General features: G+C 62.7%; 23 protein-coding genes. 13 read left to right on the top strand and 10 right to left on the bottom strand.

Going from position 1 to position 20,736, the window contains the following annotated elements:
• The first annotated feature begins 201 nt into the window (after nucleotides 1–201).
• Nucleotides 202–1,161, top strand: coding sequence for a chemotaxis protein (locus BG57_RS22910; protein ID WP_035968485.1), 960 nt, complete (start codon nucleotides 202–204; stop codon nucleotides 1,159–1,161).
• Between the two features lie 109 nt (nucleotides 1,162–1,270).
• On the opposite strand, the gene BG57_RS22905 is transcribed toward BG57_RS22910, so the two are convergent.
• The 3 genes from BG57_RS22905 to BG57_RS22895 all read right to left on the bottom strand — a co-directional run bounded on the left by BG57_RS22905 (nucleotide 1,271) and on the right by BG57_RS22895 (nucleotide 2,685).
• Nucleotides 1,271–1,546 carry a hypothetical protein gene (locus tag BG57_RS22905; RefSeq protein WP_035968435.1) on the bottom strand — a complete coding sequence of 92 codons (276 nt, stop codon included), beginning with the start codon at nucleotides 1,544–1,546 and terminating at the stop codon, nucleotides 1,271–1,273.
• A gap of 296 nt (nucleotides 1,547–1,842) precedes the next feature.
• Nucleotides 1,843–2,310, bottom strand: a complete 468-nt coding sequence (locus BG57_RS22900; protein ID WP_308743622.1) for a response regulator — start codon at nucleotides 2,308–2,310, stop codon at nucleotides 1,843–1,845.
• A 27-nt stretch (nucleotides 2,311–2,337) separates the two neighbouring features.
• On the bottom strand, nucleotides 2,338–2,685 hold the full coding sequence (locus BG57_RS22895; protein WP_035968430.1) for a hypothetical protein: 348 nt from the start codon (nucleotides 2,683–2,685) through the stop codon (nucleotides 2,338–2,340).
• Between the two features lie 211 nt (nucleotides 2,686–2,896).
• Between BG57_RS22895 and BG57_RS22890 the strand changes: the two genes are divergently transcribed.
• A complete protein-coding gene (locus tag BG57_RS22890; RefSeq protein WP_035968484.1) occupies nucleotides 2,897–3,919 on the top strand; it encodes a transporter in 1,023 nt (340 codons plus the stop codon).
• A 13-nt stretch (nucleotides 3,920–3,932) separates the two neighbouring features.
• Here BG57_RS22890 and BG57_RS22885 read toward each other — a convergent pair whose 3' ends face one another.
• The gene (locus BG57_RS22885) at nucleotides 3,933–4,400 is read right to left on the bottom strand and encodes a nuclear transport factor 2 family protein (RefSeq protein WP_035968428.1); all 468 of its coding nucleotides are present in this window, start codon (nucleotides 4,398–4,400) and stop codon (nucleotides 3,933–3,935) included.
• 88 nt (nucleotides 4,401–4,488) lie between these two features.
• Between BG57_RS22885 and BG57_RS22880 the strand changes: the two genes are divergently transcribed.
• Nucleotides 4,489–5,076, top strand: coding sequence for a TetR/AcrR family transcriptional regulator (locus tag BG57_RS22880; protein WP_035968426.1), 588 nt, complete (start codon nucleotides 4,489–4,491; stop codon nucleotides 5,074–5,076).
• Here BG57_RS22880 and BG57_RS22875 read toward each other — a convergent pair.
• Nucleotides 5,073–7,604 carry an adenosylcobalamin-dependent ribonucleoside-diphosphate reductase gene (locus BG57_RS22875; protein WP_035968424.1) on the bottom strand — a complete coding sequence of 844 codons (2,532 nt, stop codon included), beginning with the start codon at nucleotides 7,602–7,604 and terminating at the stop codon, nucleotides 5,073–5,075. The genes BG57_RS22880 and BG57_RS22875 overlap by 4 nt on opposite strands.
• Before the next feature lie 135 nt (nucleotides 7,605–7,739).
• Here BG57_RS22875 and mobB point away from each other — a divergent pair, with 135 nt between their 5' ends.
• Entirely contained in the window at nucleotides 7,740–8,264 is a 525-nt protein-coding gene (gene mobB / locus BG57_RS22870; RefSeq protein ID WP_035968422.1) for a molybdopterin-guanine dinucleotide biosynthesis protein B, read from the top strand.
• Here mobB and BG57_RS22865 read toward each other — a convergent pair.
• Complete coding sequence (locus BG57_RS22865) at nucleotides 8,261–8,758, bottom strand: cupin domain-containing protein (protein WP_035968483.1); 498 nt, start codon at nucleotides 8,756–8,758, stop codon at nucleotides 8,261–8,263. The genes mobB and BG57_RS22865 overlap by 4 nt on opposite strands.
• Before the next feature lie 64 nt (nucleotides 8,759–8,822).
• On the opposite strand from BG57_RS22865, the gene BG57_RS22860 reads away from it, so the two are divergent.
• The gene (locus tag BG57_RS22860) at nucleotides 8,823–9,242 is read left to right on the top strand and encodes a GNAT family N-acetyltransferase (RefSeq protein ID WP_035968421.1); all 420 of its coding nucleotides are present in this window, start codon (nucleotides 8,823–8,825) and stop codon (nucleotides 9,240–9,242) included.
• Nucleotides 9,243–9,433: 191 nt separating this feature from the next.
• Nucleotides 9,434–12,325, top strand: a complete 2,892-nt coding sequence (locus tag BG57_RS22855) for a bifunctional diguanylate cyclase/phosphodiesterase (protein WP_035968419.1) — start codon at nucleotides 9,434–9,436, stop codon at nucleotides 12,323–12,325.
• A 12-nt stretch (nucleotides 12,326–12,337) separates the two neighbouring features.
• On the opposite strand, the gene BG57_RS22850 is transcribed toward BG57_RS22855, so the two are convergent.
• Nucleotides 12,338–12,574 carry a hypothetical protein gene (locus tag BG57_RS22850; RefSeq protein WP_035968416.1) on the bottom strand — a complete coding sequence of 79 codons (237 nt, stop codon included), beginning with the start codon at nucleotides 12,572–12,574 and terminating at the stop codon, nucleotides 12,338–12,340.
• 122 nt (nucleotides 12,575–12,696) lie between these two features.
• On the opposite strand from BG57_RS22850, the gene BG57_RS22845 reads away from it, so the two are divergent.
• Together BG57_RS22845 and pqqA are read left to right on the top strand one after the other, a co-directional pair.
• Nucleotides 12,697–12,930, top strand: coding sequence for a DUF2795 domain-containing protein (locus tag BG57_RS22845; protein WP_035968415.1), 234 nt, complete (start codon nucleotides 12,697–12,699; stop codon nucleotides 12,928–12,930).
• Between the two features lie 383 nt (nucleotides 12,931–13,313).
• Nucleotides 13,314–13,388, top strand: coding sequence for a pyrroloquinoline quinone precursor peptide PqqA (pqqA, locus tag BG57_RS34170; protein WP_008353049.1), 75 nt, complete (start codon nucleotides 13,314–13,316; stop codon nucleotides 13,386–13,388).
• 58 nt (nucleotides 13,389–13,446) lie between these two features.
• Here the strand turns inward: pqqA and BG57_RS22840 are convergent, their stop codons facing one another.
• Entirely contained in the window at nucleotides 13,447–13,755 is a 309-nt protein-coding gene (locus tag BG57_RS22840; protein WP_075583188.1) for a hypothetical protein, read from the bottom strand.
• Between the two features lie 174 nt (nucleotides 13,756–13,929).
• On the opposite strand from BG57_RS22840, the gene BG57_RS22835 reads away from it, so the two are divergent.
• From BG57_RS22835 to BG57_RS22820, 5 genes are all read left to right on the top strand, one after another.
• Nucleotides 13,930–14,547, top strand: coding sequence for a UdgX family uracil-DNA binding protein (locus BG57_RS22835; protein WP_035968411.1), 618 nt, complete (start codon nucleotides 13,930–13,932; stop codon nucleotides 14,545–14,547).
• A 12-nt stretch (nucleotides 14,548–14,559) separates the two neighbouring features.
• Complete coding sequence (locus BG57_RS22830; protein ID WP_035968406.1) at nucleotides 14,560–14,952, top strand: DUF3175 domain-containing protein; 393 nt, start codon at nucleotides 14,560–14,562, stop codon at nucleotides 14,950–14,952.
• A 63-nt stretch (nucleotides 14,953–15,015) separates the two neighbouring features.
• Nucleotides 15,016–15,183, top strand: a complete 168-nt coding sequence (locus BG57_RS33395) for a hypothetical protein (RefSeq protein ID WP_167569272.1) — start codon at nucleotides 15,016–15,018, stop codon at nucleotides 15,181–15,183.
• Entirely contained in the window at nucleotides 15,183–16,502 is a 1,320-nt protein-coding gene (locus tag BG57_RS22825; RefSeq protein WP_035968403.1) for a PQQ-dependent sugar dehydrogenase, read from the top strand. The genes BG57_RS33395 and BG57_RS22825 overlap by 1 nt, the downstream gene beginning before the upstream one ends.
• Nucleotides 16,502–16,993, top strand: coding sequence for a hypothetical protein (locus BG57_RS22820; protein WP_035968397.1), 492 nt, complete (start codon nucleotides 16,502–16,504; stop codon nucleotides 16,991–16,993). Before BG57_RS22825 ends, BG57_RS22820 begins: the two co-directional genes overlap by 1 nt.
• Before the next feature lie 8 nt (nucleotides 16,994–17,001).
• Here the strand turns inward: BG57_RS22820 and BG57_RS22815 are convergent, their stop codons facing one another.
• Together BG57_RS22815 and BG57_RS22810 are read right to left on the bottom strand one after the other, a co-directional pair.
• On the bottom strand, nucleotides 17,002–19,191 hold the full coding sequence (locus BG57_RS22815; RefSeq protein WP_035968393.1) for a hybrid sensor histidine kinase/response regulator: 2,190 nt from the start codon (nucleotides 19,189–19,191) through the stop codon (nucleotides 17,002–17,004).
• 86 nt (nucleotides 19,192–19,277) lie between these two features.
• The gene (locus BG57_RS22810; protein ID WP_035968387.1) at nucleotides 19,278–20,480 is read right to left on the bottom strand and encodes an ammonium transporter; all 1,203 of its coding nucleotides are present in this window, start codon (nucleotides 20,478–20,480) and stop codon (nucleotides 19,278–19,280) included.
• Between the last annotated feature and the right edge of the window lie 256 nt (nucleotides 20,481–20,736).

Raw genomic sequence — 20,736 nt, 5'->3', positions numbered from 1 at the left:
GGAAAAAGTATAGATCAAGCCCGGCGGCGGCATACGCGCTTTGCCCGACTTCAGTTTCGCCGAACCATGCCGCTAATCAGGCATCGCGCGGAAAAAGCAGCAATCCGCGAACGCCGTGCGCCCTGCGCGCGGAACCGCCACTGGTTGCACGCGGCGGAACGAGGCGCGCGTGCGCCCGTTCCCGCCCACAAAGAGGACAAGATGAGCAATTCACAGCAGGATATCGAGCAGCGCGTGCGGCTCGCGGGCAGCAACATGTTCGAGTTGCTCCTGTTCAGGCTCGGCGAGGCGCCGGGCTCGGAGCAGCGGGAGCTTTACGGCATCAATGTATTCAAGGTGCGCGAAATTCTGGCGATGCCGTCGATCACGGCCGTCGCCGGATCGAGCGAGGAAATTCTGGGCGTCGCGGATATTCGCGGGCAGATCATCCCCGTGATCGATCTGGCGCGCATCACCGGATGCCGTCCGAAGAACGGGCCGAAGATTCTCCTCGTCACGGAGTTTGCGCGGACGACGCAGGGTTTCGCGGTCGAGGAAGTCGACGATATCGTGCGGCTCGAGTGGAATCAGGTGTTGTCGGCGGAATCGCATTCGGGCGGACGCACGGTGACGAGCTTCGCGCGGCTGGACGGCAATGTCGACGGGACGCGGCTCGCGCAAGTGCTGGATGTCGAGCGCATCGTGCGTGATGTGTTGCCGGGGCAGGACGTGGATATCACCGAGGCGAGCACCGGCCGTCTCCAGTTGAAGCCCGGCGCGCGCGTGCTCGCAGCGGACGATTCCGGCGTCGCGCGGGCGCTGATCGAGCAGAGCCTGACCGCGATGGGCGTTCCGTACGTGATGACGAAAACGGGGCAAGAGGCGTGGGAAGTGCTCGAAGCGGCGCTCGACAAGGCGCGCAAGTACGGCACCGATGTGTCCGACGAAATCGCGCTCGTGCTGACTGATCTGGAAATGCCGGAAATGGACGGCTTCACGCTGACCCGGCGCATCAAGGCGGATACCGGCCTGCAGCGCATTCCGGTGGTGATTCACTCGTCGCTGTCCGGGTCGGCGAACGAGCAGCACGTGCGCAAGGTCGGTGCGAACGCGTATGTGTCGAAATTCGTGGCGTCCGAGCTTGCCAGCGTGATGCGCGGCGCGCTCGTCGACGCGGGCTGAAATGCATCGGCGCCCGTTGCGCACAGACCTTTTGAGTCTGCTGCAACGGGCGCCGAATGGGTCGCTTCAGTCTTCAGGGCCGGAGGATCATCCGGCCAGACCGGTTCGATCAGTGACCGAAGTAGATCGAGTTCGTGCTGTTGGTGCCTTGCGAGCGGTTGCCCGACTGAGCCAGCGAGTCGCGGGAACCGCCGAACGCGTTGGCGTCGATGCCGTGCGCGTTTTCTTCAGCGGCGATGGCTTGTGCGCTCGGGCCTTGTTGCGAAGCCGGTGCGCCGACAGACGGACGGTAGGACGGAGCCGGACCGTAGCCGCTCGCAAAAGCGGGCGCGGCGATCGAGGCGGAAACAGCGATAAGCAGGGTAGCGATCAGATTGCGTTTCATGGTGTGCTCCAAAGACGGTAGACGTTCGTGTCAGAAAGCGCCGCAGCGGATGGCGAGAAACTGTCTGCTACGTCGATGTAATGCAGTGTATACCCCTACTATCGTTTTTTTATCCCGATATCTTTCAATACACTTTTCACCGTGAGCCAACAATCGCTGGCCGCACGAATGTGCTGAAAACGCGCTCTGCCGTGTGGCATAGGGCTCTCGGGGGACGAACGCACGCGCCATTGCTGCCCCGCCGTTACGCGGGGACAGAATAATGTTTTTGCGCAACGGGGTGCGCAACCGGGTGTTCAGTGAACGAGGCGCTGCATGAGGTTGACCAGCGTCGCGGGCGAGTTGCCCTTCTGGCAGTAGGCGTCAAACCCAGCATTCAGGCCTTGCTGGCGCACCAGTTCCTCGCCGAGCGCAGTAAACGCGATGATGCCCGCGTCGCGCGTCCGGGCGATGCGCCGAAGCACGCGCGCGGTCGCGAAACCGTCGTGCTCGGGCATGCTGATATCGAGGACGACGATGTGCGGCACCCAGCCGTCGATGGCGTGCAGCGCGTCGACGCCGGAAAGCGCGACGCGTGTATCGAAACCATCCGCGGTCAGGGCCGCGGCGAGGGCTTCCGCGCTGGAAGCGTTGTCATCGACAACCAGGATGCGCCAGTTCTGGACCTCGACGTCGACGCTGCGGTTCGTCCACACGGCGCAATGAGGGGAATACAAGTTCACGGACATGGCGATTCGATGAATGGATCGTCCGCCATACAGCACGTTTTGCGCCTGACTTCGATTTCCCTTTCAGGCGTTGCTTTCCTTTTTGCTCTTGCGGCGCTTCGCCGGCGCGTCCTCTTCCTGCTCGCGCAGCCGCGCGTTGGCTTCGACGAGCGAGGCTGCATCGCGCTGGCGCAGCGCCAGATCGAGTTCGCCGATTGCCGCTAGAAGCGACTCGCGCGTGGCGCCGTCGAACGCTTCGTCGCCGCGTTGCGCGACCCGCCGCGCTTCCTTGTCGAGCCGCTTGAACAGCTTCGCGCCGAAGCGCGTGTCCACCGCGCCGTCGCGCGCCAGCGCCGCGAGCACCGATGAAAGGCGTATCAGTCCCGCTGCCGTCGTTTGTGTCACGCCGTCCAGATCGTCCAGATCATCCACCGCGCTTCTCCCCTAGTTGACCGACGGCGTATGCGCCTGAATCGGCGGACCGTCTCGCATCGTTCCATGATACGCCGCCAATATGACAGTCATTCTTGCATGGCAGGCGACCGATGTATCGACCGTTTCGGGCGCGAGCAATGGCACACTAGCGCCTGAACGCGCCAGCCGGCTGCCGCCCGTATTGCACATCGAACGCACGAACGCCCGCATGAATGCTGCCACCCTGCAAAGACCGCCCTACGGCTCCGACTTCACCGGCCTCGTCTGCGGCTTTCGATTCCCTGTCGATGAACCGGGCGAACCGATCGACGCCGAGGCCGCCAGCGAATGGCTCGCCCGCGACGATACGGCGAAGGAGTTCATCTGGCTGCACTTCGATCTCGCGAACAGCGCGTGCGAACGGTGGATGCGCACGCGCCTCGGCGTGCCGGACGCGTTCTTCGACACGCTGCACGAAGGCTCGCACTCGACGCGCATCGAGCATCAGGAAGGCGCGCTGTTCGCGGTCATCAACGACGTCATGTTCAACTTCGAACTGACTCCGTCGGAAATCGCGACGCTCTGGGTTTATACGCATCAAAAGCTGCTCGTCACGGCGCGCATGAAGCCGCTGCGTTCCATCGACTCGCTGCGCGAATCGGTGCGGCGCGGCGAGGTGTTTCGTTCGCCGGCGGAACTGCTCGCCCATTTGCTGCGCGATCAGGCCGATCTTCTCGTGCAGATAGTGCGGCGCACGAGCGCGGACGTGGACGGCATTGAAGACCGCTTTCTTTCGACGCATTCATCGAAGACGCGCTCCGACCTCGGCGCGCTTCGGCGCGTGCTCGTGCGCCTGCAGCGGCTGCTCGCGCCCGAGCCGGGGTCTGTGTTCCGCCTGCTCGCACGGCCGCCGCGCTGGCTGCACGCGCAGGACATTCAGGATTTGCGCGACGCAACCGAAGAGTTCTCACTGGTGCTGAACGATCTCGCGGGCCTCGTCGAGCGCATCAAACTCTTGCAGGAAGAGATCGCGACGCGCATGGACGAACAGAGCAATCGCACGCTGTTCACGCTGACGCTCGTGACCGTGCTCGCGCTGCCCATCAACATCGTCGCCGGCTTCTTCGGCATGAACGTGGGCGGCATTCCGCTCGCGGAGAATCATCACGGATTCTGGCTGCTCGTGCTCGTCGTCGCGACTTTCACGGCCCTCGCCGGATGGTGGGCCTTCCGGCGGCGGCGCGATATGTGAGCGTGTCCGGGCGTTACAGTCCGAGGTCGCTCAGGCCCGGATGGTCGTCGGGCCGGCGGCCGAGCGGCCAGTGATACTTGCGCTCGGACTCCTTGATCGGCAGGTCGTTGATGGACGCGTGACGATGCGTCATCAGCCCCGCCTCGTTGAATTCCCAGTTTTCGTTGCCGTAGCTGCGATACCAGTTGTTCGAGTCGTCGTGCCATTCATACGCGAAGCGCACCGCGATGCGATTGCCGGTGAACGCCCACAGTTCCTTGATGAGCCGGTAGTCCAGTTCGCGCACCCACTTGCGTTGCAGGAACGCTTCGACCTGCGCGCGCCCCGTGACGAACTCCGCGCGATTGCGCCAGCGCGTGTCTTCGCTGTAAGCCAGCGCGACGCGCTTCGGATCGCGCGTGTTCCAGCCGTCTTCGGCGAGGCGGACCTTTTGCGCGGCGGTTTGTGCATCGAACGGCGGAAGAGGCGGTCGGGATTCCATTGCGGCTCCTTGTCGGTAGACGGTAGACAGGTCTGTCTACTCGTCAACACTCTAGGCCAGGTAGACGAACCTGTCTACAATCGACGACATGAACCTCATCGAATCTTCCACGGATGACGCCGGGCTTTCGCCCGATGCGCGCATTCTTCGCACCGCGCACGACCTTTTCTATCGCGATGGCATACGCGCGACCGGTATCGACCGGGTGATCGCGGAATCGGGTGTCGCGAAGAAAACCTTCTATCGCTACTTCGCCAGCAAGGACGATCTGATCGTTGCGTTCCTGGAGTATCGGCACGACAACTGGATGACCTGGTTCCGCGACGCCCTCGCGCGTCACGGCGGCACGCTGTCGGCGCTCGTGCCGGCGCTCGCGGAATGGTTCAGCCATGAGACTTATCGCGGCTGCGCGTTCATCAATTCAGTGGTCGAAGTGGGCGGCACGCTGCCGCAAGCCGTCGATATCGCGCGACGGCACAAGCGCGACATGACCGCCGCCATTCGCGCGCTGATGCCCGCGTCACTCACCGCAAAGGCCGACGCCGAGGCGCTGGCGCTTGCGGTGGATGGGGCGATTGTCGCCGCGCAGTTCGCCGATTCCCCCGCCGATGCGTTGAAGGCGCTTGCCCGGCTCGTGCGCGCCGTGCGGCGGGGCGCAAATGGGGAGCCGCGCTAGCCGCACGCCCCCACTTCTCCGCAGGCGGTGCAGAAATCGCAACCGTCGCGGCGAATGACCGCGTTTGCGCCGCACGTCGCACATTTGCGTCCATGCATCAGTTCGAGGCCGTTTGGATCACCGGGCGATGCATCGGAGTCCGCAGCATCGTCGGTGACGACGTCATCTTCCGCCGTCAACGCGCGCACCGGTTGTGCGCCCTCGCTGCGCTTCTTCGCCAGCACGCGCGACGGCACCTGATTGCCCTCGGCATCGAGAAAGCCGCGCCGATGCAGAATCTGCTGGATCGCGAACGCAAGCGCCGCGACTTCCGAATCGTGCCAGCGTGGACTGCGATGACCGTCGAGCCGCTCGACATCGCCAAGCCGCACCTGGCCCCGATCCCACGACACCTTGCGCATGTCCTGCAGCGTGCGCGCCGCGAAACCGCCGCGTGCTGCAAGCGAAAGCGAACGCATGGTCGCGGTGATCCACTGCTGCGATTCGTCGCGCTGCCCCGTTGGAATGAAGAACTCGATGGGACGCTCGATGGTCACGTCCTCGCCCGCAATGCGCCCCGTCACTTCGATGAACGAGACCGCGAGATAAAGCGACTTCTTGCCGGCCTGCGTCAGATACTCGACCTTCTCGATGATCGCGGGCAACTCGCCGCGCGGCCGATGATCGATCGCTATGCGCAACGGATCGAGGTCCAGCTCGGGGTCGGGTGAATCGCTCGGCGTTGTTTCCGGCGTGACCGACAGCACCGCGCCCAGCGTCTCGTTCGGCCGGTACGTCGCGAGTCCTTTTAGACCGCGTCGCCAGGCATCGAAATAAAGGTCCTGAAACTTGTCGAACGGGTAATCTGCAGGCACGTTGACCGTCTTCGAGATCGACGTATCGACGAAAGGCTGGACCGCCGCCATCATCTCCAGATGATCGTGCGCGGACATTTGCAACGCATTCACGAAGTATTCCGGCAGTGCGTTCACGTCCCCGCCCATCTCGCGATACAGCCGATACGCATGATCCTCGACCGCGAAGCTCTGACGCGATCCGTCCGCCATGCGCTTGGTGCGCTGATACGTCCATGAGAACGCGGGCTCGATGCCATTCGATGCATTGTCCGCGAATGCAAGGCTCACGGTGCCGGTCGGCGCAATGGAAAGCAGGTGACTGTTGCGGATGCCATGCAGGCGAATCGCGCTCTTGATGTCGTCCGGCAGGCGCGATGCGAAGGTGCCTTGCTCGAGATACCGCTTCGCATCGAACAGGGGGAACGCGCCACGTTCGCGCGCCAGATCGACGGATGCGCGATACGCTTCGTCGCGCATCGCGCGGCCCACGCGCGCGGCGAAATCGCGGCCTTCCTGGGTGTCGTAACGCAATCCGAGCATGACGAGCGTATCGCCGAGGCCCGTGAAGCCGACGCCGATGCGCCGCTTCGCCTCCGCCTCCCGCGCCTGTTCGGTCAGCGGCCAGAGCGTGACGTCGAGCACATCGTCGAGGAAGCGCACCTGCGTGCGTGTGGCGCGCGCAAGGCCGTCCCAGTCGAATGCCGGCACGCCGCCTCGCATCTGCGCGAAGGGCTCGCGCACGAGCCGCGTGAGGTTGATCGGGCCAAGATTGCAGCAGCCATAGGCGGGCAAGGGTTGCTCGCCGCAGGGATTCGTCGCGCGGATGGATTCCACCGCGCGCAGGTTGTTATCGCCATTCATGCGCGAGATGAACACGACGCCCGGCTCCGCGACATCGTAAGTAGAACGCATGATCGTGTTCCACACCTCACGCGCCTTGACCTCGCGATACACCCACAGACCGTCGTCGCGTTGACGGATATCCGCCGATGACCGCTGCGCCGGCGATGGCTCCGCCTTGTGCACGAGCTGCCAGATCGCATCGTCGGCGACGGCCTGCATGAATTCATCGCTTACCGCGACAGAGACGTTGAAGTTGTTCCAGCGCCCTTTCGTGTGCTTGGCCGCGATGAATTCAAGCAAGTCCGGATGCGTGCAGTCCAGAATGCCCATCTGCGCGCCGCGTCGCGCGCCCGCGCTTTCGACCGTGCGGCACGATGCGTCGAACACGTCCATGTAGCTGCACGGCCCCGATGCGGCCGAGCCCGTCGAATGCACGCGCGCCCCACGCGGACGGATTGCCGAGAAGTTATAGCCCACACCGCCGCCGCGCCGCATTGTCTCCGCGGCTTGCAGAAGCGCGACATAGATGCCGGGCAGGCCGTTGTCATCGACGCCCTGTATCGCATCGCCGACCGGCTGTACGAAGCAGTTGATGAGCGTTGCATCGATGCCCGCGCCCGCCGCGCTCATGATGCGCCCGGCGCCCAAAGCGCCGCGTTTGAAGTTGTCGACGAACTCCGCCTCGATCTTCGCGCGCACTTCCGCCGGCTCTGCAAGGGCCACACCACGCGCGACGCGCCGGTAGATATCGTCGACGCGCGTCTCGTCGCCCTTGGCGTATTTCTCGAGCATCACGTCGGTGGAAAATTGCTGCGGCGCTATCGCGGTACTGGGATTGTCTTCGGCCATGTCTGATCCTATGGTATGTCGCGGGCTTGCCATGATTCGCAAACGCGATGCCCGACGATAGCGCGATTTCCCCGCCCTCGCCACCGAACCGCTACACTCGCCCTCGCCACGTTCGCCACGATATAAAACCATCGCATGAATTCGCCTCACCTGCCGTTCTTCGGCATTTCGGGCCGCTCGGGCCAGGGAAAGACCACGTTGATCGAGGCGTTGCTGCCGTGGTTTCGCGCGCACGGTCTCACCGTGAACGTCATCAAGCACAGCCATCATTCGATCGAATTCGAGCCGCCGGGGAAAGACGGTGCGCGGTTTCGTCGCGCCGGCGCGGGCGAAGTGCTGATCGCCTCGCCCTACCGCTATGCGATCCTGCATGAACTGAACGACGAAGCGGAGCCGCCGCTTGCTACGCTTGCCGCGCGGCTGTCGCACGCGGATATCGTGATCGTCGAAGGCTTCGCGCGTGAAGCGATGCCTCGGCTGGAAGTCATGCGGCCATCGACGGCGACGGAGCCGCTCTTCAAGACGGACGTGGACATTCTCGCCATTGCAACGGACGATGCATCGTCGATCGGCACGACGCTTCCGACGCTGCCGCTCGATGACATACCGCGCATCGGCGCGTTCATCTGCGAAGCATTGGGCATTGCGTTGAAGCCTTAGGCAAGCCGCGCAATCAATTCGCGATGCTGCGGAAAGCGCGCTTGCAATTCGCCTGGCGCCGCAAGCTCGAACTCACTGAATTCGAAGCCCGGCGCAACGGTACAGCCAACCAGCGCCGCGCCCGTTGCATCGCGGCATTCGGCGGCGAACCAGTCGCCCGCATTGACGACGGCCTGAAAAACCGCGTCCTCATGTACGAGCGCATTGCCCAGCCGATGCGTCAGCAGCGCGCCGTTTGCGTCGAGCACATGCACGTCGACCGGATCGCCCGCATAGAAGTGCCAGACCTCGTCCGAGCGAATGCGATGCCACGCGGAATGCGCGCCATCGCAAAGAAGATAGTAAATGGCGGTCGAAGCCGAACGCGCTTCGTTCGATGCTTCCCGCAACACCCGCTGATCCGCGCGATACGTCTCGCGAAAATAGCCGCCTTCCGGATGCGGTTTCAATTGCAGGCGCGCGATCAGCGCCTGACTGTCGATCGCTTCGTGCATGGTCGATTCCTCTTTCGCAAGTTTCGCGTATTCTGCACGTTCCACGGACGCTTCACTCTGCGTTATGAGCGACATCACCATTTCCGTCACCGACTGGATCGACGAATCGTTCGAGGCCGATGTCGCGGGCGGGCTCGCGGCGTTCAACGCATCGCAGCTTGGACCGAGCGGACATCGCGATCTCTCGGTATCGCTGTATGCCGATGACGACTTCGTCGGCGGACTGGCCGGCTTTACCGCGTGGGACTGGCTTTTCGTCAAATGGCTGTGGATACGCGACGACATGCGTGGCCGTGGACTCGCCGCGCGCGCGCTCGAAGCCGCCGAAATCGAAGCGAAACAGCGCGGCTGCCGCGCCGCCTGGCTCGACACGCTCAACCCGCAGGCCCGTAATCTTTACGTGCGCTGCGGCTATCAGACTTTCGGCGAGCTTGCCGATTTTCATGGCGGGCGCTCGCGCTTTTTTCTGCAAAAGCGCTTCTAACGGGCCTTCCAGACCGCGCATCCGCGTGTGTCGATCCCATCGCGCCTTACATTTTTTTTCGGCGATGCTCAAGCCTGTATGTTCCGTGCCGTTAGCCCGGTAAGGAGCGATTGCTTGATAAACAACTGAACGCGGACTCAGGCCCCCAGCGCGGCGGCCTGAATGCCCTATAAAAATGGCCTGGAGCGCCGATGAGTGTGTTTTCCGCGTATAACGCGACGCCGATTTCGGCTGCAATCGCGGCCCGGACGGACGACGTGACCGAAGTGACCGACGCCCAGCCCATCGAAGCGCTGCTGCGCGATGCCGTGTCGACGGACTGCAGCCGCGAGTGGGCATGGTACCGCGCGGGCGAGCAGTTGCATCTTGCGCATCGCGGTGACGCGTCCCAGAAATGGCCCCGCAGCATCCCGGAAGAAGGGCTGGATGAGCAATGCGCGGCGCATGGCTGGCATCGCTGGCCGACCGGGCGCGGTGAAGCCGTGCTCGGATGGCTCGTCGCGCCGGCGGCGCACAAAAACGATGCACAACTGGCCGGCCTCGCGCGGTGTCTCGGCGAACGCGTGCAGGCTGACGCGCTGGCCCGCGCGCAACTGACGCAACGCGTGTTGTATGAGATTGCCTATCTCGCAAGCTCGGTGCGCGACCGCGCCGAATTTCTTCGCTGCGTGCACGAGCGCCTCGGCACGCTGATCGACGCTGAAAACTTCTATCTCGCGCTTTACGATCGCAAGACCGGCAGAATCACGTATCCGTATTACGTCGATGTCATCGATACCGACGTGCAGGCCGCCGAGAATTACGACATCCTCGATCCATCGCATCTCTCGATGACAGGCCGCGTGCTGACGAGCGGTCAGCCGCTCTTCGTCACCCATGCCGACATTACCGCCGCCGAGCGCGACGGACGCTTCTACTGCCTCGGCGACCGCCCCGAATTCTGGATGGGCGCGCCGCTCAAGAACGCGTCGGACGAAGTGTTCGGCATGCTCGCGATGCAGGTCTACGACGTGTCGCGCATCTACACGGCCGAGGACCGTGCGCTCTTTCTCGTCGTCGCGCGTCACGTAGCCATGGCGCTCGATCGCATTCTTCACCGTGCCGATCTCGAAGAACAGGTTGCACGGCGCACGTCCGAGCTTTCGCAACTCAACGCCGCGCTGCGTCATGGCATTGCCGAGCGCGAGCGGTCGGAGCACTTGCAGGCCGCGCTCTATCAGATCGCGGAACTGTCGAGCCGGCCCGGCGACATGATGGAGTTCTTTCGCAGCCTGCACGGCATCGTCGGCGAGTTGCTCTATGCGCGCAATTTTTATATCGCGCTGATCGAACCGGAAACCGGTGAAGTATCGTTTCCCTATTACGTCGACGAGATCGTGCTCGAACGCCCTGCTCCCCGAAGCGGCCAGCGCGGGCTGACCGAGTATGTGATCGGCGAGCGGCGTGCGCGGCTGATCGACCATCAGGAAGCCATGCGGCTCATCGACGAAGGCGCGTTCGAGACCGAAACGGGCACCGTGCGCCTGCGTTCATGGCTCGGCATTCCGCTCTTCGACGGCGATGTCGTGCGCGGCGTGCTGGCCGTGCAAAGTTACTCGCCGCTCGTGCGCTATTCACTGCGCGATCAGGAATTGCTGACCTTCGTATCGCGTCATATCGATACCGCATTGTCGCGCCGCCGCGACGCTGAAGCCTTGCATGCGGCGAATCTCGAACTCGAAGCGCGCGTGCAGGCCCGCACGCGCGAACTCGATGAAGCCAATGCGCGTCTGCTGTACGAGAACGCGCATGATTCGCTGACGAGCCTGCCCAACCGTAGCCACCTGATGCAGCGGCTTCGTGGCGCATGGGACGACTATCGCACGCGCGGGCACGAGCTGTCGGTGATGTTCATCGACCTCGATCGCTTCAAGGTCGTGAACGACAGTCTCGGGCATCACTTCGGCGACATGCTGCTCGTGCAAGCCGCCGCCCGCCTGCGCGACTGCGTGCGCTCCGGCGACCTGCTCGCGCGGCTCGGCGGCGATGAGTTCGCGGTGCTGTCCGTGAATGCGCCGGTCCACGATGCAGTCGCGATTGCAAGGCGCATTCTCGCTGCCTTCGATCTGCCGTTTCATATCGAAGAGCATGTTGTATTCTCGTCGTGCAGCATCGGCATCGTTACCGCGGACAGTCAGTTTCATACCGAGCCTGCCGATCTCTTGCGCGATGCCGATACGGCGATGTATCGCGTGAAGAATGCGGGACGCGACAGCTTCGTCGTGTTCAATCAGGAACTGCGGCGCGAGGTATCGGATCAGGTGGAACGCGAAGGCGCGCTGCGCAATGCGATGAAGCGCGACGACGAATTGCTGCCCTATTTTCAGCCTATCGTCGATGCCAGGAGCGGCGAAGTCGTCGCACTGGAAGCGCTCATACGCTGGCGTCAGCCGGATGGAAGCATCGTGGGGCCGGGCGAATTTCTGCCGTCCGTCGAAGGGCTCAGGCTGATCGGCCGCCTCGATCTTTATATGCTCGAACGCGTGGCCGCCATTCTTTCGAACGAGCGTTACGCTCACTGGCCGCCGGTGCACGTGAATTGTTCGAGCTATAGCATGACGCGTCCGGAATTCGCGGATGACGTCCTTGCCTTATTGCGGCGCTATTACGTTTCGCCTTCGCGTGTATGTCTCGAACTGACCGAAGGCGCGCTCGTCGCCGAGCCGGATCTGGCGCGCCGCACGATGCAGCGTCTTGCCGATAACGGCATGTCCGTCGTGCTGGATGACTTCGGCTCGGGATTTTCGTCGCTCAGCTATGTGCATCAGTATCAATTCAGCGGTCTGAAAATCGACAAGTCATTCATTCTCGAACTGACGAAAAGCGCTCGCAGCCGCGCGATCGTGCGTGCAATCGTCAGGATGGCCGAATCGCTCGACTTGACGCTCGTCGCTGAAGGCGTGGAAGACGCAGCCACGCTTGCCGTGTTGCGTGAGATGGGTGCGGCGCAGGCGCAAGGCTATTTTTTCGCGAAGCCGCTGCCGTTGCACGCACTCACTCGCGCATCGCTTGCGCCGCGTGCGACGAACAGCGCGGCGCTGTGAAGCGCGTTGCGTTCAAGGCATGCCGCCCATCGACGGCGAGATGATGCTGCCCGGCTCGCCGCCGATCGCACTGTCGCTCGGGACAGCGGCGCGCGTCGATAACGGCGCGTGATCGGCCGCGCAAGTTTCGACGGTATCGCCGCCCAGACACTGCTGGAACGCGTCGGCTTTGTCCTTGCTGTCGAATGTATAGATCGTGCTCTCGACTTTGACTTCCGTGTCCGAGATGCGGTCTGCGCTAATGGTCATCTGCTTGTCCTCCTATTTTATGCGTCGATCGGTGGGAGCAGTGCAGCATCAAACGCGCCCGCAAACGGGTACGCGTGTTGCTGCCGATATCGGCGTTATCGTCACATCGAAAAGGAGGCGTTATGTCTCAGCATCCCGCGCATTCGCAGGATCAGCGGCATGAGGACGAACCGCGCATGGATGAAGTCGCTCAGGCGCTGAAGGGCGCCGAATATCCAATGGGCAAGGAAAAACTCATTGCGCTCGCGCAACGCAACGGAGCAAACGGTGAGGTCCTGGCGCTGCTTCAGAAAATGCGCGATCACAAATACGACAGCGATGCAGCGGTATTGCGCGAAGCCTCGCGCGCCGAATGACTCTCGACGAGGAAACGTGATGGCTCAAACACCCGAAGCACCCGATACGCATGACAAGCCCCACGCACCGGGCGGCAATGAACTGAACAACATTACGCCTGAAGAAGCTGACAGGGTAATCCCTCGTCCTGGTGAGGCACTGGAACGCGATGAAGCGACCGACCCGGACAAAGCGAGCGTAAACCCTGACGACTCAGGCAATCGTCCGAGACCGCTATAAATAAATTAAATGAACGGCCAGGCGATTTCCAATCATGCAAGCGCCAAACTCCGCTAGCATGTAAGAGCGTCGAATTGGGGGCGCGGCTTTGCACGGCGCTTGCAGTAGAACACCGCGCAACGGCCCGGCATCCGTCAGGCCGCTTCTTGCACAAGGAGGCTTTATGAAGTGGGAAACTCCGAGCTTCACCGACATGCGTTTTGGCTTCGAAATCACGATGTATATTGCCACGCGCTAATCGGCAAAAAGAACGGCCGCGATAAGCGGCCGTTCTTTTTGCTTGTCATGCGTTTGCGTTAGTTCGCGCGTGGAGGAACGTCCTGGCCTGTTTGCGGGCCTTGGCCGCCCTTGCCAGCCGGCTCAGGCCGGTCGCCGGAGCCCAGCGGTACCTCAGCGGTCTGATGCGGGTCCTGTTCCAGACGCCGGTTCTCTGGTTCGACTTCGCCCGCATTCGGCTGTCGAACGCCTTGCTTCGGATCGCCACCTGTTGCCGCGCCCGGCCCGGGAAGATTCCCGATAGACCCGCCACCGCTCGCGCCGCTGCCGGCATCGCCGAGTGGCTTATCTGTACTGCCTTCCCCTTCCAAACGTTCGTCGATACCCATTGCAGGCCTCCTGTCGAGTTGATAACTCGAAGCTGAGCAACGAGCATTCCACTCGGGTCTTCAAAGGTCCGCTAATTGCTTCGCGCTCTGCATTAATCGACGGAGGTTGCAAATGCCTTGTTCCCTTCGAACGCCCTTTCGTGCCGCGCGTAGTGCGTTGAACGCCTGACCCTCATGGCGACGATCAGACAACCCGGCGTCGAACCGGATCAAACGCCGGAATCGCTCGATACGTGTCACCGCTGCGCGCTCTACAAGGATGCCACGCAGGGCGTGCCCGGTGCAGGCCCGCGTCACGCGCCATTGATGATCGTCGGCGAGCAGCCCGGCGATCAGGAAGACCTGCAAGGCAAGCCCTTCGTCGGTCCCGCGGGCGCAATGCTCGATCGCGCGCTGGAAGAGGCAGGCGTCACGCGAAAAGACGTGTATGTCACGAACGCGGTCAAGCATTTCAAATGGGAACCACGCGGCAAACGGCGCATGCACAAGACACCGGCACAGCGCGAAATCGACGCGTGCCATTACTGGATGGACCGCGAAACCGCCGATATCGATCCGAAGGTCATCGTCGCGCTTGGCGCAACGGCGCTTAAATCCGTATTGAGCGATTCGAAGGCAAAGTTGCAGGCTTCGATGGGCCATCCGATCGAACATGACGGACGCGTGGTCATAGCGACTTATCACCCGTCGTATGTATTGCGGGCGCCCGACCCTGAGACGCGGCATGCGGCGTATCAGGCCATCGTCGATGCGTTGCGCGAAGCGCATCGTCTGCTCAAGCCTAAACGTTGATCGGGATATCTCATGGCAACGACTCGCAAGAACACGAAGACAGGCAGCACACGCCAACGTCATGCGCTCGCAAGCGATCGCAAGAAGAAGACGGGCAGTGCATCGAAGAAGTCCGCCAAGCCGAAGAATGCCAGTCATCGCTGGTCGCATCATGTGATGGAAACCAGCGATGCGATGGATATCGAACGCGACATCTTCAAGACCGGCAGCGCCGAAGAGATTGCTCAGTCGCTCAAGCATTCTTCGACGGGCAGCACGCGGCGCAAAGGCACGCCGTATCAGTCGGCTATGTCGATGCTCAACTTCTATATCAATCGCGCGGGGCGTAATTTGCCCAAGACTCGCCGCAACACCTTGGAGCGTGCAAAGAAACACTTGCGCGATGCGTTTGGCCGCAAGCCTTGAGCGCGTCGTGACCTAGTGGGAACACAAGTTGCTGTAAGCCGTTCAACCGACAAGGAGACGACCATGGCGCAAGAACCTCCTCTCAGTCCCGGCGACGAAGCCGAACCCGGCGTGCCCGGCACCGGCGAAGACCTCTGCCCCGATTGCAACGGCACCGGCAAGCAAAACGGCGGCGACTGCCCGACCTGCGACGGCACGGGCAAAGTCATACAAGGCATCGGCGGGGGCTGATGAAGCGCCGCATCGATCGGCTGGCGGTCGCAGCGATAACCGTCCTCGCCTTCGTAAGCCCGGCAGCGAGCGCCGACGATTACCCTCCCGGCTTCGGCCCGAATCCGTCGCTACCCGCGCCGAAACGGGCGCTATTGCCGACGGTGAACATTGCGCCCGCAAAACCGTGGGCGCAAGGTCAGAAGCCCGTTCCGGCAGAAGGCTTCGGCGTGACCGAGTTCGCTTCAGGACTCGATCATCCGCGCTGGCTCGCGACGCTTCCCAACGGCGATGTTCTGGTCGCCGAGGGCAACACGCCTGCACTGCACGATGAAAACGCGGGCCTCAAGGGCGTCATCACGAAGAAGGTGATGAAGCGCGCGGGCGCTGCGGGGCCGAGCGCGGACCGCATTACCTTGCTGCGCGATGCCGACGGCGATGGCATCGCCGAAACACGCACGGTCTTCATCGACAAGCTGCATTCGCCCTTCGGCATGGCGCTCGTCGGCGACTATCTCTATGTTGCGAATACCGATGCCGTCGTGCGCTTCCGGTATCAAAGCGGCGACACGCAGATCGCATCACCGGGCGAAAAATTCATCGACCTGCCTGCTGGCCCGATCAATCATCACTGGACCAAGAACATCATCGCGAGTCCGGATGGCAAGCGGCTTTACGTGACGGTCGGCTCGAACAGCAATGCAGCGGAAAACGGCATCGACGCCGAGAACGGCCGCGCGGCAATCATGGAAGTGGATATCGACACGAGAGCACCGCGGCTCTATGCAACAGGCTTGCGCAATCCTAACGGCATGGCGTGGCAGCCGCAGACCGGCGCGTTGTGGACCGCTGTCAACGAGCGAGATGAACTCGGCAACGAGCTCGTGCCCGACTATATGACGTCCGTAAAAGACGGTGGCTTTTATGGCTGGCCGTATAGCTATTATGGCCAGCATGTCGATGACCGCGTGAAGCCGCAACGCGCCGAACTCGTGGATGTGGCGATCGTTCCCGACTATGCGTTGGGCGCACATACCGCATCGCTCGGACTCGCGTTCTACGATGCCAAAGCGTTCCCGCAACACTACTGGAACGGCGCGTTCATCGGTCAACACGGATCGTGGAACCGCAAGCCCAAGAGCGGCTACAAAGTCGTGTTCGTGCCATTCGAAAACGGCAAGCCTTCGGGCCCGCCCGAAGACATACTGACCGGCTTTCTTGGGTCCGATGGGCGTGCGCTCGGACGTCCGGTTGGCGTTGCGGTCGATCATGCGGGCGGCCTGCTCGTCGCCGACGATGTCGGCAACACTGTGTGGCGGGTCGCGCCCGCCTCGAAGTAATGGCCGCGCGCAAGCCTAAAAAGCAGGCTCAAGCCGAGGCCCCGCCTCAGCCAACGCTCTTCGCGCTCGCGGAGCGGCAGATCGTCGGCTTATACGATGCGGGCGTGTTGTCGCCGGCGGTGCTGCATCACGTGGTAGCCGCGTATGCGGATAGCGGCATCGACTGGAACGAGCCGGGCTCCTTGCATACCGTCGATGAACGCACCGTTCAGGAAGCGGTCGTGCTCATCATGATGCCGGGGCGCGCATTGCGTTCGGCGCAGAAGGATTTCGTGTCGGTAGTCGAGCATCTTGCGGGCAAGAGTGCACCGAAGGCGCACGCCACGGACGATACCAACGAAGAGCCTGGCGACGACGAAGACCTGCTCAGCCAGCTAGGCGGCAATCGCAGCGATGAGGGCGGGAAGAAGCAAGAGACATCGTCGCGCAAGTCTGCGGGCTTCAATCCACTGGTCGGCGCGCGTGCACTGCCCAAGCATGCCAAGGGCTAGTGATTCGCTCAATGCGGCACGCCGTCCGCCATCAGATCGCGCAACTCATCCATATTGAACGGCTTGGCGAGAATGCGCACGCCCAGATGTTTTGCGCGTTCGATGTCGTCCGCATAGCCCGTCATCAGCACGAGCTTTTGCATAGGCAGGCGCTGAATGATCTGTTCTGCCAGGTCGATGCCGTTCATCCGCCCCGGCATCTGCACATCCGACAACACGAGATCGAAGCCATAGCCCTCGCCCAATAACGCGAAGGCCGCGTCCGCGCTTTCTTCATGATGGACCGCACAGCCGAATACTTCGAGCACCGCCGTGATGCCCGCCGCAACGTCGACGTTATCTTCGACGAGCAGCACGGACATGCCGCGCAGCGGATGGTCATCGGCAATAGGCGGCTCCGATGCAGTTTGCTCAGGTTCCCTAACTTCTTCTGGCTTCGACGACGCGGCCGGCCCTTGATAACGCGGCAAATACAAGCGCACCGTCGTGCCCGCGTCCGGCACGCTCGTAATGCGCGCCGTGCCGCCCGCCTGCTCGCAAGCCGCGAGCACTTGCGCGAGGCCGAGGCCCGTACCCGTTCCGCGTTCCTTCGTGGTGAATAACGGCTCGAATGCGCGGCGAAGCACTGGCTCGCTCATGCCCTCGCCATTGTCCGTGACGGAGATGAGGATATATTCGCCATCGGGCAAGTCGTTCTCCGCGCCGCGCACGCGCGCGTTCTGGCAACGAATGACGATGCGGCCGCCATGCGGCATCGCATCGCTCGCATTCACAGCGATGTTGACGAGCGCAAGCTCCAGTTCGACCGCATCGGCCATTACGTTCCACAAGTCCGCGGAGCACTCGACCGTGAGCGGGATAGACGGATGCACCGCGCTTTTCACGGTATCGAGCACGCTTCTCAGCCACGCAGCGGGTTCGATGACTTCCTGCTTGCGCGGATGCTTGCGCGCCACGCTCATCAGCCTGCGCGCCAGCGATTCCGCGCCGGCGGTGGCGCGTTCGACCGCGAGCACTTCACTCTCGACATCGTTGAAATGCTTGCGACGTGCAAGCGTCATATTCGACGACACCACCATCAGCAGGTTGTTGAAGTCATGCGCGACGTTCGCGACCAGATTGCCGAGCGCGCCCATTCGCCGCAATTGACGGCTCGACGCTTCGACGGATAGGCGCATCGCGACTTCCGCCTGCCAGCGTTCCCATGCCGCCTGTTCCGAATCGAGGCGACGAATCGAGTAAGCAATCAGCAGCCACACCGCCATGCAAGGCAGCGCGGCAATCGCCGTGACGAGCGCGAGGTTATGCCGCCATCGCGCTTGCACGGCGGAAGTCGCATAACCGGTTGCAACGTAAAGAGGAAAGTCTCCGACACGGCGATAAGCCAGCACGCGTTCGACTTGATCGATTGTCGATGTCATCTGCAAACGGCCGTATAGCTCGTTATTGCGGAACGCCTGTGTGAACGGCGTATCGGGCGCGGGCTGGGCGCCGTTGCCGGCTGCCGGGAAGCGCACGAGCAGGCCGCCATCGCGTCGATAGAGGCCGATGACGAGCGCGTTATCGCCCGCAGCGATCTCGTGATAGAAGTCGGTGAAATAGTCACGCTTCAGCGCAATCGATACGACGCCGAGGAAGTGGCCATCGCGGCTGACGCGTCCCATCGTCGCCGTGAAGACGTCGGAGTTCGCGACCTTCCCGCGCAACGGCAGCGAGAAGTACGTGACGGGTGCAATCGCGCGCGCCGAGCGAAAGTCGTCGCGCTCCGCGATGGAAACTTGCGGCGCGGGATACCAGCGGCTGTTCGCGAGCAGCGCGCCATTCGCACCGAACACTGAAATGGCAGCCACTTGAGGCAGCGTGCCGCTCATGTCGTCGAGCGCGCGATGCAGCGCTTGCTGCCGGCTGGCGATGTCCGCATCGTCGCTATCGCCGAGCGTATCGACGACGCGCGTTTCGAGTTGCTGATTGAGATCGAGTACCTTTAGCGCGTGTTCGTTTGCGACACGCGCGAGACGTTCAGTCAGTTCTTCCGCATCGGCGAAACGGCGCTGATAGTCGTAATAGCCATAGATGCAGAGACACGCCATGGGTATCAGCACCGACGCCGCAAGCACGAGCAGCAGCACCCGCCGCGTCAACGCGAAGTTGCGCGATGGGAGCGGCAAATCCAGGGTCCCGTTCTCGGTTGGGTTCAAGCGTTCGGCCTTTTCGTGTGTCGGCCGTATATCGTAACCGGCGCGTGCGTGTGGCGCATAGCCACGCGCGCGCTGTCAGCGGTCCATCACCCTGCCATTTCGCGATCCGGCGTCGACGAGATGCGATGTATCGCGAGGTCTGCGCCGTTGAATTCGTCTTCGCGTTCGAGCCGCAAGCCGACGGTCATCTTGATCGCGCCATAGACGGCGGCGCCGCCCGCGAGCGCGAGCGCCACCGCGCCCAGCGTGCCGATGCATTGCGACCACACCGACACGCCGCCGATGCCGCCGAAAGACCGTTGTCCGAACACGCCCGCCGCCATACCGCCCCATGCGCCGCACATGCCGTGCAACGGCCACACGCCGAGCACGTCGTCGATACGCCAGCGGTTCTGGACGCAGGTGAACATCTGCACGAACAACACGCCCGCCACTGCGCCGACGATCAGCGCGCCCAACGGATGCATCAGGTCCGAGCCCGCGCACACCGCGACCAGACCGGCCAGCGGCCCGTTATACGTGAAGCCGGGATCGTTGCGGCCCGCGAACCATGCAGCGAGCGTGCCGCCGACCATCGCCATCAGCGAATTGACGGCGACGAGGCCGCTGATCTTGTCGACAGTCTGCGCGCTCATCACGTTGAAGCCGAACCAGCCGACTGCGAGCACCCATGCGCCCAGCGCGAGAAACGGAATGCTCGACGGCGGATGCGCGGCAATGCGCCCGTCCTTGTGATAGCGCCCGTGACGCGGCCCGAGCAGCAGCACGGCAGGCAACGCAACCCAGCCGCCGAACGCATGCACGACGACGGAGCCTGCGAAGTCATGGAACGGCGCGCCGAAGGTCTGCGCAAGCCAGTGCTGAATGCCGAAACGTTCGTTCCACGCGACGCCCTCCAGCAACGGATAGATGAAGCCGACGATCACGCACGTCGCGAACAATTGCGGGTTGAACTTCGAACGTTCCGCGATGCCGCCGGAGACGATCGCGGGAATCGCCGCCGCGAACGTCAGCAGGAAGAAGAAGCGCACGAGCGCATAGCCGTTGTGCTCGGCGAGGATGTCGGCGCCATGCATGAACTGCACGCCATACGCGATGTTGTAGCCGATGAAGAAGTATGCAAGCGTCGACACGGCGAAGTCGACGAGGATCTTCACGAGCGCGTTCACCTGGTTTTCACGGCGGACGGTGCCGAGTTCGAGGAATGCAAAACCTGCGTGCATCGCGAGCACCATTGCGGCGCCCAGGAGCAGGAAGAGTGTGTTGGTGCCGGTTTGAAGGGCCTGCATGGCGCGTGGCTTATCTCGAAAAGCGGCGCTTTTTGCAAGTTCCGGGCCATGCTGGCGCATTTTGCATGCAATTGGTGCTCTGTCCAGGCTGCACGTGCGCGGATGCGGTGCGTCTGACTCTCGCGGTGCGCACGCATTCGGCTCTCATTTGGTGCGCGTGGAACGTTACTGTGCATGCTTCGCACAGTCGGCGTGCATGCGGCATGCCGAATTCAATTTCGTTTTAACTCGCGCAAGCGAGAACACAACGTGTCGA

Origin of the sequence: Caballeronia grimmiae (genome assembly GCF_000698555.1) — a bacterium.
GTDB lineage: Bacteria > Pseudomonadota > Gammaproteobacteria > Burkholderiales > Burkholderiaceae > Caballeronia > Caballeronia grimmiae.
The sequence above is the reverse complement of the archived record's forward strand: the minus strand, read 5'-3'. Positions and strand labels throughout refer to the sequence as shown.

What these genes read in the sequence shown, in the direction of transcription:
- BG57_RS22910 (WP_035968485.1), top strand. Translation starts at nt 202, where the DNA reads ATGAGCAATTCACAGCAGGATATCGAGCAGCGCGTGCGGCTCGCGGGC.
- BG57_RS22905 (WP_035968435.1), bottom strand. Translation starts at nt 1,546, where the DNA reads ATGAAACGCAATCTGATCGCTACCCTGCTTATCGCTGTTTCCGCCTCG.
- BG57_RS22890 (WP_035968484.1), top strand. Translation starts at nt 2,897, where the DNA reads ATGAATGCTGCCACCCTGCAAAGACCGCCCTACGGCTCCGACTTCACC.
- BG57_RS22885 (WP_035968428.1), bottom strand. Translation starts at nt 4,400, where the DNA reads ATGGAATCCCGACCGCCTCTTCCGCCGTTCGATGCACAAACCGCCGCG.
- BG57_RS22880 (WP_035968426.1), top strand. Translation starts at nt 4,489, where the DNA reads ATGAACCTCATCGAATCTTCCACGGATGACGCCGGGCTTTCGCCCGAT.
- BG57_RS22875 (WP_035968424.1), bottom strand. Translation starts at nt 7,604, where the DNA reads ATGGCCGAAGACAATCCCAGTACCGCGATAGCGCCGCAGCAATTTTCC.
- mobB (WP_035968422.1), top strand. Translation starts at nt 7,740, where the DNA reads ATGAATTCGCCTCACCTGCCGTTCTTCGGCATTTCGGGCCGCTCGGGC.
- BG57_RS22865 (WP_035968483.1), bottom strand. Translation starts at nt 8,758, where the DNA reads ATGCACGAAGCGATCGACAGTCAGGCGCTGATCGCGCGCCTGCAATTG.
- BG57_RS22860 (WP_035968421.1), top strand. Translation starts at nt 8,823, where the DNA reads ATGAGCGACATCACCATTTCCGTCACCGACTGGATCGACGAATCGTTC.
- BG57_RS22855 (WP_035968419.1), top strand. Translation starts at nt 9,434, where the DNA reads ATGAGTGTGTTTTCCGCGTATAACGCGACGCCGATTTCGGCTGCAATC.
- BG57_RS22850 (WP_035968416.1), bottom strand. Translation starts at nt 12,574, where the DNA reads ATGACCATTAGCGCAGACCGCATCTCGGACACGGAAGTCAAAGTCGAG.
- BG57_RS22845 (WP_035968415.1), top strand. Translation starts at nt 12,697, where the DNA reads ATGTCTCAGCATCCCGCGCATTCGCAGGATCAGCGGCATGAGGACGAA.
- BG57_RS22840 (WP_075583188.1), bottom strand. Translation starts at nt 13,755, where the DNA reads ATGGGTATCGACGAACGTTTGGAAGGGGAAGGCAGTACAGATAAGCCA.
- BG57_RS22835 (WP_035968411.1), top strand. Translation starts at nt 13,930, where the DNA reads ATGGCGACGATCAGACAACCCGGCGTCGAACCGGATCAAACGCCGGAA.
- BG57_RS22830 (WP_035968406.1), top strand. Translation starts at nt 14,560, where the DNA reads ATGGCAACGACTCGCAAGAACACGAAGACAGGCAGCACACGCCAACGT.
- BG57_RS33395 (WP_167569272.1), top strand. Translation starts at nt 15,016, where the DNA reads ATGGCGCAAGAACCTCCTCTCAGTCCCGGCGACGAAGCCGAACCCGGC.
- BG57_RS22825 (WP_035968403.1), top strand. Translation starts at nt 15,183, where the DNA reads ATGAAGCGCCGCATCGATCGGCTGGCGGTCGCAGCGATAACCGTCCTC.
- BG57_RS22820 (WP_035968397.1), top strand. Translation starts at nt 16,502, where the DNA reads ATGGCCGCGCGCAAGCCTAAAAAGCAGGCTCAAGCCGAGGCCCCGCCT.
- BG57_RS22810 (WP_035968387.1), bottom strand. Translation starts at nt 20,480, where the DNA reads ATGCAGGCCCTTCAAACCGGCACCAACACACTCTTCCTGCTCCTGGGC.